The sequence below is a fragment of the Glaciihabitans sp. GrIS 2.15 genome, assembly GCF_035984695.1.
Classification (GTDB): Bacteria; Actinomycetota; Actinomycetes; order Actinomycetales; family Microbacteriaceae; genus Lacisediminihabitans.
This window is the reverse complement of record NZ_JAXCHU010000005.1, coordinates 131,697-145,569: the sequence shown is the minus strand read 5'-3', so window position 1 is coordinate 145,569 and position 13,873 is coordinate 131,697. Positions and strand designations below refer to the sequence as shown.

The window sequence follows — 13,873 nt, the reverse complement described above, 5'->3', positions numbered from 1 at the left end:
CTCCCGCCCGCTTCGAGTGGCCATGATCGGCCACGGATTCATGGGTGCCGCGCACTCCCAGGGCTGGCGCGTCGCACCCCGCGTCTTCGATCTCGCCAGCAGCCCGGTCATGCAGGTCATCGTGGGTCGCAACTCACCTGCGGTGGCTGCGGCCGCCGCGAAGTGGGGGTGGGCCGAACACTCCGTGGATTGGCGCGACGTGGTCGAACGCGACGATATCGACGTGGTCGACATCGTCACGCCCGGAAACTCGCATGCCGAAATCGCTGTCGCCGCGCTCGCCGCCGGTAAACGCGTCCTGTGCGAAAAACCGCTGGCCAACTCCGTCGAGGAAGCCATAGTGATGGCCGACGCGTCTCGGTGCGCGGCCGAGCGCGGCATCTTCTCGATGGTCGGATTCACCTATCGTCGGGTACCGGCGATAGCGTTCGCCCGAGAACTAGTGCGCGAGGGGAAGCTCGGCGACCTGCGACAGGTCCGCGCCGAATATCTGCAGGACTGGCTCGTCGACCCCGAGGCGCCACTCACCTGGCGGATGAAGAAGGAATTCGCCGGTTCTGGCGCTCTCGGCGACATCGGTGCGCACGCAATCGATCTCGCCCAGTTCGTCACTGGGGACCCGATTGAGGCTGTTTCTGGAATCCTCAGGACCTTTGTCTCCGAGCGCCCGGTGCTCGAAGCTCCACACGGTCTGTCCGGGACGGCCTCGGGACAGCGCGGAGAAGTGACCGTCGACGACCTCGCGCTGTTCACCGGGCGATTTCGCTCAGGCGCTCTCGGGTCCTTCGAAGCGAGCCGCATGCGCACCGGTCGCAAGAACGCTCTTCGCCTCGAGATCTCCGGCTCTCTCGGCTCGATCTCCTTTGATCTCGAGCGGCAGAACTCGCTCCAGTTCTATGACGCGACGGCGCGGTCGACCACACGCGGATTCACCGAGATTCTCGTGACCGAGCCCGGGCATCCGTATCTCTCCGGTTGGTGGCCCGCCGGACACATGCTCGGCTACGACCACAGCTTCTCAAACCAGGTATTCGACTTCGTCTCGGCGATCGACGCCGGGAAGCAACCGCGACCCTCGTTCGACGAGGGGCTGCAGGTGCAGCGCGTGCTCGCTGCTGTCGACGAGAGCTCGGACAGCGGCAGCGCATGGATCAGCACGATTCCCGTGCCGGCTTTTGCTTGACCAACCAGCCCACCAAGAATCAGCGCACACGCAAGGAGATGGCACATGACCCGACCGATAACCCTCTTCACCGGCCAATGGGCGGATCTACCGTTCGAGGAAGTTGCGAGACTCGCCTCGAGCTGGGGTTACGACGGACTCGAGATCGCCTGTTGGGGCGACCATTTGGACCCGTGGCGCTGGGACGATGAGGAGTATGTTGCGGGCAAGTTGGCGATTCTCGACAGGTACAACCTCAAGGTCTGGGCGATCTCGAACCATCTGAAGGGGCAGGCCGTCTGTGATGATCCGATTGACCAGCGGCATCGCGCCATCCTTCCCGATGTCGTCTGGGGCGATGGAACACCGGAAGGTGTGCGACGGCGCGCCGCCGAGGAGATGAAACACACCGCCCGACTGGCGGCGAAGCTCGGAGTGAAGACGGTGATCGGTTTCACCGGCTCGTCCATTTGGAAATACGTCGCGATGTTCCCCCCGGTTTCACAAGGCGCGATCGATGCCGGCTACCAGGATTTCGCCGACCGGTGGAATCCCATCCTCGATGTATACGACGAGGTGGGAGTGCGATTCGCCCATGAGGTCCATCCGAGCGAAATCGCGTTCGACTACTGGACCACCGTGCGTACCCTTGAGGCCATCGGCCACCGCGAGGCATTCGGTCTCAACTGGGATCCGAGTCACTTTATCTGGCAGGATCTCGACCCGGTGAGCTTCCTCTGGGACTTTAAGGACCGCATTTATCATGTGGACTGCAAAGATACGAGAAAGCGGATGTCCAACGGCCGCAACAGTCGGCTCGGTTCGCTTCTGGCCTGGGCCGATCCTCGCCGAGGCTGGGATTTCATTTCGACCGGTCACGGGGATGTACCGTGGGAAGACAGTTTCCGCATGCTCAACACAATCGGGTACGCGGGCCCCGTCTCGATCGAGTGGGAGGACGCCGGAATGGACCGCCTAATTGGTGCACCCGAAGCGCTCGAATTCGTGAGAAGACTCAACTTCGACCAGCCGGATGCTGCATTCGACGCGGCGTTCAGCGCCCGCTGAATGACGCGGTTTGATCCGCCGCGGAATGAGCGCGGGAATAGCAACGACGACGTGCGGCGACACAACCTGTCGGTGGTGCTTGGTCTGGTACACCGACAACGGAACCTCTCTCGAGCTCAGCTCACCCGCCAGACCGGACTCAACCGCTCGACCGTCGCCGCTCTGGTGGGCGAGCTTGTCGAGCGCGAGCTGGTCGTCGAAACTGAGCCCGACGCGACCAACAGCCGGGGGCGACCGAGTCCGATCGTTCGGCCGAATCCGCTCGTCGTCGCAATCTCCATCAACCCTGAGATCGATGCGATCTCGATCGGTGTAGTCAGTCTCGGCGGGACGGTCATCAAGAAGATCCGATACGTCACGGAACATTCGCCCTCCGTCGGCGAGGCGGTGAATATCAGTGCGGTGGTGATCGAGGCGATGAGATCGGAACTCGACTCCCGCTACCGCACGGTCGGGATCGGTGTCGCCGTACCCGGCCAGGTGAGAGCCTCGGACGGGCTGGTGCGGATGGCCCCCCACCTCGCCTGGCAGGACGAGCCATTCGGTCGTCTCCTCGAGGACGCGACCGGGTTCGACGTCGTGGCTGACAACGACGCCCACCTCGGTGCCATGGCCGAGAGCACCTTTGGTGCCGGACGTGGTCTCTCCGATGTGATCTACGTGAACGGCGGAGCGAGCGGCATCGGCGGCGGAATTATTGCGGGCGGCGTGCCTCTCGGCGGGGTCGACGGGTATGCCGGTGAGATCGGGCACACTCTCGTCAACAGCGACGGTATCGCCTGTCAGTGCGGGGCGATGGGGTGCCTGGAGACCGAAGTGCGCCGCGAGAACCTACTTTCCGTCCTCAAGCTCGATAATGCCGACCCGGATGAACTGGAATCCGCCCTGTTGGCCTCCTCGTCTCCCTCCGTGATCGCAGAGGTGCATCGCCAGCTTGATTTCCTCGCCATCGCACTGCGCAACTCCATCAACATGCTCAACCCGCAGCTCGTTATCGTCGGTGGCTTTCTCGCCTCCATCTATGCCGCCGCACCCCATTATCTCGAGGCGCTGCTCGCAAAGCAGCCGCTACTCGCCTCCCGCGACGGCGTGCGGGTCACCCGCACTGAACTCGGATCCGACCTTCTCATCATTGGAGCGGGTGAACTCGCCTTCGAGGCGATCCTCGCCGATCCCGGTGCGTTCTCCTTCGCCCCCGTCTCGGTACCGGCGATCGTGGAATAGCCCGGCCGCTTTGTCGTTAGGCTTATTTGAGATCTCCGCAATCGATGGAAGTCATCCCCCCTCTTCGCCATTCCCGTGGCACTCCGCTGTTCCCGCCTGCCCAGGAAGTATTCCTCAGTGACCACGACACTCCACCCTGGAGACTCGCTTTCCCGGCGCCAGCGCCTCGTCTACGTGCTCGTGCTTGGTGCGCTTACGGCTCTCGGCCCGTTCACGATTGACCTCTATTTGCCGGCGTTCCCGGCGCTGCAGCGGGATCTGGGGGTGACCCCGGCGATCATCCAGCTCACTCTCACCGCCACGACCATCGGGTTCGGTGTCGGCCAGCTGTTGGTCGGTCCGTGGAGTGACAAGGTGGGACGGCGTATCCCGCTCATCGTTGCGAGCTCCGTGCATGTGGTCGCGAGCCTCGGGGTCGTGCTGTCACCGGATGTCGTCTGGCTCGGTCTCTTCCGAGTGATGCAGGGAATGGGTGCCGCGGCCGGGGGAGTCGTTGCGATGGCCCTTGTGCGCGATCTTTTCGGTGGAGTTCCCCTGGTGCGGATGCTGTCGAGACTCGCGCTCGTGAGTGGTCTCGCCCCCATCCTCGCGCCCGTCATCGGCTCCCAACTTCTGAGATTCGTTGACTGGCGCGGAATCTTCGTGTTCCTTACTGTCTACGGGGTGCTTGTAGTGCTCGCCGCGGTGTTTTTCATCGTGGAAACGCGCCCCCCGGCCCGCCGCGCCGATTCGGGGCACAGCACCGCTCGCGAACGGTACGGAGCAATCTTCAGGGACCGTATCTTCGTGGGGGTGTCCATCATCGGAGCGATGAGTTTCTCCGGATTATTCGCCTACCTGTCGTCATCGTCGTTCCTCTTTCAGGAGGTCTACGGACTCAACGCCCAGGAGTTCGGACTGCTCTTCGCCATCAATTCGCTCGGTGTCGTCGCCGGGGTGCAGGTGAGTTCGAGACTCGCCCGCCGGATCGGGCCGCAATGGATCCTCGCGTGCTCGACCGCGGTGCTGCTCGTCTCGTCGCTCACTATCGTGTTGCTCGACGCCTTACATGTGGGCCTTCTCGGCATCCTGATTCCGCTCTGGTTCTTTATCGCGGCCTGCGGCTTCGGCTTTCCACTCGTACAGGTGCTCGGACTGGTGAACCATGCCGGCGAGGCCGGGACCGCTGCATCCGTTCTCGGCGCCGTGAACTTCGGCCTCGCCGGCCTCATCTCGCCGATCGTCGGCCTGTTCGGTATCCATAACGCGGTACCAATGGGCACCGTGATGGCGGCCACGGCCACCGTGTCGGTGTTCGCGCTGTGGTTCGTGGTTCGGCCTCGCACGGTACCCGCACTCGGACACTGATCCCGGTGTTGGGGTATGGATCCGACACCCTTGTACTCTCGCGTCAGGCGGCGCATTCTTCCTCGGTCTGGCGGGGCTGGGCGGGCTGAGAGATGTCGAGCACGATTCACGATGTGCGATGCACGATGCACGATGTCTGGTGTCTTTGGCTGCGTCGGCCAAGGAGGGCTATCGACCACGCTGGGTCGGGTGTCTTCATGGGCTGAATCTTGGCGGCATACTGTCGACACCGCCGCCCTGACTCCTTCAGTGGTGGCCTTGAACCGCCGACGCCGGCGCCTTCGACCGCGGCACCGCGGACCTGACTCCGCCAGCGGTGGCCTTGACCTGCCGACGCCGAAGGAGGGAAAACTGCAACTTCAGCGGAAATCTCCCTCCATCGGGTGCGGATCGGCCGAAACTCCCTCCCGCGTGGAGGCCCGAGGGTGCGCGCGGAGGGCCGACGCCGAGGGCGACAGCGGAACGCCGACCCCGACGCCGACGCCGACGCCGACGACGACGACGTAAGACGGTCGGTCGGCGACTCCCTGAGAAACGCCGCCGACAACTCGCGGCCCGCCGTACCCAACCGCGAACGGCCTCGACGGCGGGGCTGGCCTGTGCAAACACTGGGCCGCACATTCCGCACCGAACGACTCTGGGTACTGTTGGCGCGTGACCGCGCACCCACTGAAGAAGAACAACGACGCGAGCTCGCCCGCCGCACGGCAAGCTGCCCGCATCAGTCGACGCTGGCCGCTGGTGAGCGGCGGGATGGGCATCTTGCTGGTCGCTGCGCTCGGGGCGATCATCGCCTACCGGGAAAACAACCTTCCATTCTCCTTCGACCTCGCCTTCCTCGGGGAGCTTGTGGAGCACAGGTCTGCGTTCTGGAACGTCCCGGCACTGCTGATGAACAACATCGGCGGTGGCATCATCGGTACCTTCGTCGTGCCCCTCGCGATCATCCTGATCCTTCTGGTGTTGCGGATGAAGTGGGCGGCCCTGTACTTCGCAATCGCCACGATCGTGAGTGCGGGTCTCGTGCAGCTGCTCAAAAATCTCTATGAGCGGCCGCGCCCGCACGACATCCTGGTCGCCTCGGACCCTGGCTCGTTCCCGTCCGGGCACACGGCAAACGCCGCCACGATGGCGGTCGTGCTGTCCCTGGTGCTCCGTCGGGTCTGGGTCTGGGCCGCCGGGGTGCTCTACACGATCATCATGCTGCTCAGCCGCACCTATCTCGGCGCCCACTGGCTGAGTGACACGATTGGTGGACTCGTACTCGGCAGTGTGGTGGCGGTAATCGTGTGGGCGCCGCTCGCTCATCGCGTAATGACGGAACGGGAGAGACACAGGGGTTCTGTGCGACCGCACGAGGCTGGGCACCCCATCAACCGCTAGCTTTGGACCATGAGAATCCTCCTGGTCGGCGCCGGCGGCGTCGGCAATGCGATTGCCAAGATCGCCGCCCGTCGCACCTTCTTCGAGACCATGGTCGTGTGCGACTACGATCTCGCACGGGCCGAGGCGACGATCGCCTGGATCGAAGCGAAGCACGGTGAACAGGGGTCACGGTTCATCGCGGCGCGAATCGACGCCTCCGATCCGGATGACGTGACCGCCGTCGCGAAAGCCCACGGCGTCACCCATGTGATGAACGCCGTCGAGCCCAAGTTTGTGCCAACGATCTTCGCCGGCGCGCTCGCCGCCGGAGCGGACTACCTCGACATGGCGATGAGCCTGTCGGAGCCGCATCCGTCCGATCCCTATTCGGAGACCGGGGTGAAGCTCGGCGACGACCAATTCGCCCAGGCACCCGACTGGGAGACGGCCGGCCGCCTCGCACTTGTGGGAATGGGCGTCGAGCCCGGGCTGAGCGATGTGTTCGCCCGCTATGCCGCCGACAATCTGTTCAGCGAGATCGACGAGCTCGGCGTGCGCGATGGCGCGAACCTCGTGGTGCGCGATGATCTCGGCAATGAGATTTTCGCGCCGTCGTTCAGTATCTGGACCACCATCGAGGAGTGCCTCAACCCGCCGGTGATCTGGGAGAAGGACCGCGGTTGGTACACGACGGAGCCGTTCAGCGAGCCAGAGGTCTTCGACTTCCCCGGCGGTATTGGCCCGGTCGAATGCGTCAACGTCGAGCACGAAGAGGTACTGCTGATGCCGCGCTGGGTGGATGCCAAGCGCGCAACCTTCAAGTACGGCCTTGGAAACGAGTTCATCGGCATCCTCAAGACGCTCCATCAGCTCGGACTTGACAAGACCGTGCCCGTGCGGGTGCGGTCCGCGAACGGTCCGGTAGAGGTGGCGCCTCGCGATGTGGTCGCGGCGGGGCTTCCGGATCCTGCAACACTCGGACCGCGGATGAGCGGCAAGACCTGCGCGGGGCTCTGGGTGACCGGGCTCGGGCTGGACGGCACGCCGAAAGCGGTCTATCTCTATCACGTGGCCGACAACGAGTGGACGATGGCCGAGTACGAGGCGCAGTGCGTGGTCTGGCAGACCGCCCTCAATCCGGTGATCGCACTCGAACTGCTCTCGACGGGCGTCTGGGCTGGCACCGGCGTGCTGGGTCCGGAAGCGTTCGACGCGCAGCTGTTCCTCGATCTGATGGCCCGCCCCGAAGCCGATGGCGGCTACGGCCAGTCGTGGGGCCTCGAGGATCGCACGCCCGTTTCGTAAAGACCGACGCGGACAATTCTGGTGGTCGAACTCGATCGCTTTGCAGTTCCGCCAGTGCGCCCTTTCGAGACCTCGTTTGGTCGCCGGAATGGATGCCCGGTTCCAGGGTGCGGGGAACAGCGTGCGCTGGAAGGTAGGCGCAGCGCGCGCCGACCGGTCGAGGTGCTGGCGAGCTCTGAAGTGAAACTAGGCTGGCGATATGTCGGATGCCGCTGCCCTCGTCGAAGCTGCTAAGAAGGCCCTGGCGGATGCCGAAGCGGCTCTCGCGGCAGAGAAGGCTGCGCTGGCTTCGGTGCCGGGTTCGAGGACCTCGACCGCCCGGAGTTCACAAGCTGCCCCCCTCGACGCCGACGCCGTCGAGGTGATTCGCTCCGGCTACGATTTCGGCGGAACCGTGCTCGAAATCGGGGCGCTCGTCAACGGTGACGCCCAGCCCGGAGTGCAGGTGCGCATCCCGATCGCCATGCTCAACCGGCATGGCCTGGTCGCCGGCGCCACGGGAACAGGCAAGACCCGCACGCTTCAGGTGCTTGCAGAGCAACTTTCTGCCTGCGGCGTGCCGGTTTTCGCGGCCGATATCAAGGGTGACCTCTCCGGCGTGGTAACGGCGGGCATCGAAAACGCCAAGCTCAGCGAACGCACCGATCGCATCGGTCAGCACTGGACCGGCGCGTCTTTCCCCACGGAGTACTTCGCGCTCGGCGGGGTGGGCCGGGGTGTGCCGGTGCGGGCGACCGTGTCGGGTTTCGGCCCGCTCTTGCTGTCAAAAGTTCTCGGCCTCAATGGCACGCAGGAGTCCTCGCTCGGACTCGTATTCCACTACGCGGCCAAGGCCGGACTCCCGCTCGTTGACCTCTCCGACCTGCGCACCGTGCTCAGCTACCTCACGAGCGCCGAGGGTAAGGGGGAGCTCACCGGCCTCGGCGGACTTTCGAGTGCCACAGTGGGGGTGATCCTGCGCGAGCTGATCACGTTCGCCGATCAAGGCGCCGATGTGTTTTTCGGTGAGCCCGAGATCGACACCGCTGATTTCCTGCGCATCCACCCGGATGGCCGCGGCATGATCAGCCTGCTCGAAGTGCCAGGCGTACAGGACAAGCCCGAGCTCTACTCCACCTTTCTCATGTGGCTGCTCGCCGACCTCTTCAACGACCTTCCGGAGGTCGGTGACCTCGACAAGCCGAAACTGGTGTTCTTCTTCGATGAGGCACACCTGCTATTCAAGAACGCGTCGAAGGACTTCCTCGACTCGATCACGCAGACGGTGCGTCTCATTCGCTCGAAGGGAGTCGGGATCATCTTCGTGACTCAGACGCCCAAAGACGTGCCAGGTGACGTGCTTGCCCAACTCGGCTCGCGCATCCAGCACCAGTTGCGGGCCTTCACCCCCGACGACGCGAAGGCGCTCAAGGCAACTGTGTCCACCTACCCGAAGTCCGACTACGACCTCGGCAGCGTACTCACGACACTCGCCATCGGCGAAGCCATCGTCACAGTGATGGGTGAGACGGGCGCACCGACTCCCGTGGCCTGGACGCGGCTCCGCGCCCCCCAGGGCTGCATGTCGCCGAGCACCCCGGAGCTGGTCGAGGCGACGATAGCGTCATCCGATCTGCTGCCAAAGTACGGCACAGTCATTGACAAGGAATCGGCTACAGAGATGCTCGGCCGCAAGCTCGAGACGGCGGCGGCGAGTGCGGCCGCCGCGGCTACTCGCGCAGAGCAGGTGGCGGCGGCCTCCCACCAGCAGGCTGACTACGAGCGGATGCTGCGCGCGGCCAAGAAGTCGCAGCCGCGCTCCTCGAGCGGGTCCACTCGCCGAGCGCCAAGCGCGCGAGCCGAGCAGAACCCGATCACCGATTTTCTGGGGTCATCCGCCGGGAAATCCGTGATGAGTGCCGTCGTGAGAGGCATCTTCGGCACACTACGGCGACGCTAGGACTCCGCGTCGTGCGCGGCGAGCGACGTGAGTCTTTCTAGCCGGCCACGGGCAGGCCGAGGAGCCTCATTAGTCCGAGTACGAGCCCAATGCAGGCGAGGCCGATCACTACGACGATGGTGACTCCGAGTCCACGTCGGTTTTCAAACCAGTAGGCGCTGCCGGAATACTGCTCGAAAAACTGTCGAGGGGTCAGGGCATCCACCGGCTCCTCGAGCGGGGAACCGATGGCGGCGGCGGCGGCGCGCATCGTCTCCTCTGTCCAGAAGATACCTCGCATTCGCAGAATTCTTTCGCTGCGGTCATTGCGAACGATCAGTTGGGGGAGCGTTTCGCTCGACGAGGTGCTGAAGGTGTGCGTAAGCACCACGGAACTCACCGCCGAAATCGGCGTGCTGGCCGGGCGGCTGAAAAATCCACGCTCGGTAATTTGGGTGGACGAGATCACCACGTACGTGGTGCGAAACAAGTGCAGCCCGACAAAGAACACGAGGATGCTGATCGCTCCACCGATGAGCGCAAACGGCCAGGATCCGTCGGGCACACCCAGCGTTACCAGCGTCGCCACTATCGGCAGAGGCACGATGATCAGCACGAGGACGCCGCTCCAGAGCAACCCGCGCCGCGGGCGCAGCCACACGCCGTTAGCATGCCCTTCGCTCGCAACCGCCATGAGAGATCTCCCCGAAACCGCCGATCATCGGCGCGATGGCATGATCGTGTCGATTCCAGCGCTCCTAGTAGCGCTGCTCTCACCCGATTCCCGTCGGGCGATATGACAGATCCTGCGCGGAGAATGGGGGATTCGAACCCCCGAGGGCTTGCACCCAACACGCTTTCCAAGCGTGCGCCATAGGCCACTAGGCGAATTCTCCTTGGCCGGCCTACACTTCAGGCCTCGCCATATCGTACCCGAAGGTGGGATCGGTCGAAGACGGCCAGAAAATTCACCGGCTAAACTAAACCCGGCTCCTCGCGTGGCGCCACCCAGGCCAACTCCCCCAGGACGGAAACGTAGCAAGGGTAACCGGGCTCTGGCGGGTGCGCGAGGAGTTTTTGGTTCTCGGGCCGGCAGTTACAACTCGGATAAGTCACGTTCGCTCCGAGAACTTTCTGCCGGGCGACACGGGAACACAGGCCGCCGGAAACATCCGGAGCCTAGGCTGGGTTCGTGACCCGCAGCATCTATATCACCTCCATCGAGGGGCATGCCGGCAAGTCGACGGTCGCCCTCGGCATGCTCGACACTCTCAGCCATGAGACTGAGCGGGTTGGGGTGTTCCGCCCCGTTGCACGGTCGGGCGTCGAGCACGACTATGTGCTCGAGATGCTCCTCGCACACGTCGGGGTCGATCTTGACTATGACGAGTGTGTCGGTGTGAGTTACGACGACGTGCACGCCGATCCGGAGGCTGCGCTCAGCGAGATCGTGTCGCGATTCAAGGCTGTTGAGCGGCAGTGTGACGCGGTCGTCATTCTGGGATCGGACTACACGGATGTCGGCAGCCCGACCGAACTCGGATTCAATGCGCGAATTGCCGCCAACCTCGGCGCCCCGGTGCTACTCGTGCTTGGCGGACAACAGCTCGACGCCCCGGGCAGCCGCACGCCGGATGACATGCGGCAAGGGTTCGTCGTTGCGAAACAGGAGCTGGACAGCGCTCACGCCCAGGTGCTCGGCATCGTCGTGAATCGCGCCGATCCTGGCACGCTCGACCAGATCATTACTGCAGTGGAGAAGGAAAGTAATCGCCTGCCGGTGTGGGCGATCCCCGAAGACCGCTTCCTCATTGCGCCGAGCATCACCTCGCTCATGGAGGCCGTCGACGGCGTGTTGATCGCTGGTGACGCGACTCTACTCAGTCGGGAATCCCTCGGAGTCGTCGTCGCGGCGATGTCGATGGAGAACGTCTTGACACGACTCATCGAGGGCGGAGTCGTCATCGTGCCCGGGGATCGATCCGATGTGTTGCTCGGCGTGCTGATGGCGAATGCGGCCGAGACGTTCCCGTCGGTTGCCGCGATCATCCTGAACGGCGGATTCGAACTCCTGCCGCAGATCGCGCTCCTTATCGACGGCCTTGACACCACGATCCCGATCATCAGAACCGGCCTTGGCACGTATGACACTGCCCGCCGTATCACGCAGACTCGAGGGCGGCTCGCCGCCGATTCGCAACGCAAGTACGACACCGCCCTCGCCCTGTTCGAGCAGCACGTCGACGCGGATGTGCTGTTGCGCCTTCTCGATGTGAGCCGCTCCGATGTGGTCACCCCGCTCATGTTCGAATACGACCTGCTCGACCGGGCACGATCCAATCCCCAGCACATTGTTTTGCCGGAAGGAACGGACGACCGCATCCTGCGCGCCGCGTCCACTCTGCTGCGTCGCGGGGTCGCCCAGCTCACGATCCTTGGCGACGAAGTCGACATTCGCGCGCGCGCCACCGAGCTCGGTCTCGACATCTCCGGGGCTGCCCTCCTGAGCCCCTTCGATCCTCAGCTTCGCGAGCGGTTTGCTGAGGAATACACCCGGTTGCGCGCGCACAAGGGTATGCACCTCGAGGAGGCACGCGACACCGTTACCGATGTCTCGTACTTCGGCACAATGATGGTGCACCTCGGATTGGCTGACGGCATGGTCTCGGGCGCAGCGCACACCACAGCGCACACCATCCGTCCCGGGTTCGAGATAATCAAGACCAACCCCGGCGTCTCGGTCGTCTCAAGCGTCTTCCTCATGTGCCTTGAGGATCGTGTGCTCGTTTATGGCGACTGCGCCGTCAATCCCGACCCGAACGCCGAGCAACTCGCTGACATCGCGATCTCGTCGGCGAACACCGCCATTCAGTTTCAGATCGATCCGCGCATCGCCATGCTCTCCTATTCGACCGGTGCCTCCGGTGCGGGGGCGGATGTCGACAAGGTTCGCGCCGCGACGGCGCTCGTGCGCACTCGCCGACCGGACCTGCTCGTGGAGGGGCCGATCCAATACGATGCCGCCGTGGATGCCGCGGTCGGCAAGTCCAAGATGCCGGACTCGCAGGTCGCGGGGAGGGCGACGGTGTTCATCTTCCCCGATCTCAACACGGGTAACAACACCTATAAGGCCGTACAGCGCAGCGCCGGTGCCGTCGCGATCGGGCCGGTGCTGCAGGGCCTGCGAAAACCGATCAACGACCTGTCACGGGGTGCCCTGGTGCAGGACATCGTGAACACCGTCGCGATCACGGCGATCCAGGCGCAAACTCTTCGAGCGCAGACGTCATGAACCAGATCTTCGTCGTGAACTCCGGCTCCTCCTCGATCAAGTATCAGCTGATCGACGTCGAGACCGAGGAGGTCGCACTTAGCGGCCTCATCGAACGCATCGGCGAACCCGGTTCGGCTACTCCGGACCACGAAACTGGCATGCGTCAACTTCTTGACAAGGTGGGGTCGCTGCAGAACATCATCGCGGTCGGGCATCGCGTGGTTCACGGTGGGTCGCTCTTTGACAGCGCCACCCTCGTCACCGACGAGGTCGAGTCGCAGATTCACGAACTCTCTGCCCTCGCTCCCCTCCACAATCCAGCAAACCTTCAGGGCATTCGCGCTGCAAAAAAGGCGTTGCCTGACGTGCCGCAGGTGGCCGTGTTCGACACGGCCTTTCACCAGACCCTTCCCTCGGCCGCGTATACCTACGCGATCGACGCGGAGCTCGCTGCGAAGCATCAGGTGCGCCGCTACGGCTTCCACGGCACCTCGCACAAGTACGTCTCTGAGCAGGCGGCGATCTTCCTCCACCGGCCACTCGCCCAACTCAAGACGATCGTGTTGCACCTCGGTAACGGTGCGTCCGTCGCCGCAATCGATGGGGGGGTCTCGGTCGAGACGAGCATGGGGATGACACCGCTTGAGGGTCTCGTCATGGGCACCCGTTCGGGCGATGTCGACCCGGCAGTGCTCATTCACCTGCACCGCCAGGCCGGTCTCGACTTCGACGAACTCGACACACTGCTCAACCGTCACAGCGGTCTTCTCGGGCTCACCGGTAACGGGGACATGCGCGATGTGCAGGATGCCGCGTCGAGAGGTGACGCGAAAGCCGAAGCGGCGCTCGCCGTCTATCGCCATCGAGTACGGAGGTATATCGGGGCGTATATCGCGCACCTCGGCGGACTCGACGCGCTCGTATTCACCGCGGGGGTGGGAGAGAACAACGTGCTTCTTCGCCGCCGCACCCTCGCCGGCCTTGAGTTTCTCGGTATCTCGATCGACCATGACCGCAACGAGTTGGTTTCGAAGAAGGCTCGCTTCATCTCACCCGAGGGTTCCCCGGTGGCGGTGCTCGTGATCCCCACCAATGAGGAGCTCGAGATCGCCCGCCAGGCGCACGCGTTGGTCTCCTAGCGGCGAGCAAGTTCGGCTGAAGAACTCCGTGTGCAGAACCCTGCTCCATCAGCATCTCCGCTCCTCTCAGG

10 protein-coding genes, 1 tRNA gene and 1 other RNA gene are annotated in these 13,873 nt (G+C 63.9%); 10 read left to right on the top strand and 2 right to left on the bottom strand.

The features are described 5' to 3' along the window. The first annotated feature begins 22 nt into the window (after positions 1-22). The 7 genes from RCH11_RS09090 to RCH11_RS09060 all read left to right on the top strand — a co-directional run bounded on the left by RCH11_RS09090 (position 23) and on the right by RCH11_RS09060 (position 9,410). A complete protein-coding gene (locus RCH11_RS09090) occupies positions 23-1,183 on the top strand; it encodes a Gfo/Idh/MocA family protein (protein ID WP_327056800.1) in 1,161 nt (386 codons plus the stop codon). Between the two features lie 45 nt (positions 1,184-1,228). Continuing rightward, positions 1,229-2,230, top strand: a complete 1,002-nt coding sequence (locus RCH11_RS09085) for a sugar phosphate isomerase/epimerase family protein (protein ID WP_327056675.1) — start codon at positions 1,229-1,231, stop codon at positions 2,228-2,230. A gap of 75 nt (positions 2,231-2,305) precedes the next feature. Next, positions 2,306-3,454 (top strand): ROK family transcriptional regulator, encoded by a 1,149-nt coding sequence (locus RCH11_RS09080; protein ID WP_327056674.1) that lies wholly within the window; start codon positions 2,306-2,308, stop codon positions 3,452-3,454. 117 nt (positions 3,455-3,571) lie between these two features. Beyond that, on the top strand, positions 3,572-4,801 hold the full coding sequence (locus tag RCH11_RS09075) for a multidrug effflux MFS transporter (protein WP_327056673.1): 1,230 nt from the start codon (positions 3,572-3,574) through the stop codon (positions 4,799-4,801). 654 nt (positions 4,802-5,455) lie between these two features. Continuing rightward, on the top strand, positions 5,456-6,184 hold the full coding sequence (locus RCH11_RS09070; protein WP_327056672.1) for a phosphatase PAP2 family protein: 729 nt from the start codon (positions 5,456-5,458) through the stop codon (positions 6,182-6,184). Between the two features lie 9 nt (positions 6,185-6,193). Next, on the top strand, positions 6,194-7,471 hold the full coding sequence (locus tag RCH11_RS09065) for a saccharopine dehydrogenase family protein (protein ID WP_327056671.1): 1,278 nt from the start codon (positions 6,194-6,196) through the stop codon (positions 7,469-7,471). A 199-nt stretch (positions 7,472-7,670) separates the two neighbouring features. Next, the gene (locus RCH11_RS09060; protein WP_327056670.1) at positions 7,671-9,410 is read left to right on the top strand and encodes a helicase HerA-like domain-containing protein; all 1,740 of its coding nucleotides are present in this window, start codon (positions 7,671-7,673) and stop codon (positions 9,408-9,410) included. A gap of 37 nt (positions 9,411-9,447) precedes the next feature. Here RCH11_RS09060 and RCH11_RS09055 read toward each other — a convergent pair whose 3' ends face one another. Both RCH11_RS09055 and RCH11_RS09050 read right to left on the bottom strand, forming a co-directional pair. Further along, a complete protein-coding gene (locus RCH11_RS09055) occupies positions 9,448-10,083 on the bottom strand; it encodes a hypothetical protein (RefSeq protein ID WP_327056669.1) in 636 nt (211 codons plus the stop codon). A gap of 117 nt (positions 10,084-10,200) precedes the next feature. Next, positions 10,201-10,285 (bottom strand) — tRNA-Ser (locus RCH11_RS09050). Positions 10,286-10,374: 89 nt separating this feature from the next. On the opposite strand from RCH11_RS09050, the gene ffs reads away from it, so the two are divergent. The 3 genes from ffs (at position 10,375) to RCH11_RS09035 (ending at position 13,802) form a co-directional block, all read left to right on the top strand. Beyond that, an RNA gene (gene ffs / locus RCH11_RS09045) (signal recognition particle sRNA small type) lies at positions 10,375-10,471 on the top strand. Positions 10,472-10,581: 110 nt separating this feature from the next. Further along, positions 10,582-12,681 (top strand): phosphate acetyltransferase, encoded by a 2,100-nt coding sequence (gene pta / locus RCH11_RS09040; protein WP_327056668.1) that lies wholly within the window; start codon positions 10,582-10,584, stop codon positions 12,679-12,681. Beyond that, positions 12,678-13,802, top strand: coding sequence for an acetate/propionate family kinase (locus RCH11_RS09035; RefSeq protein WP_327056667.1), 1,125 nt, complete (start codon positions 12,678-12,680; stop codon positions 13,800-13,802). Before pta ends, RCH11_RS09035 begins: the two co-directional genes overlap by 4 nt. The last annotated feature ends 71 nt before the right edge of the window (positions 13,803-13,873 follow it).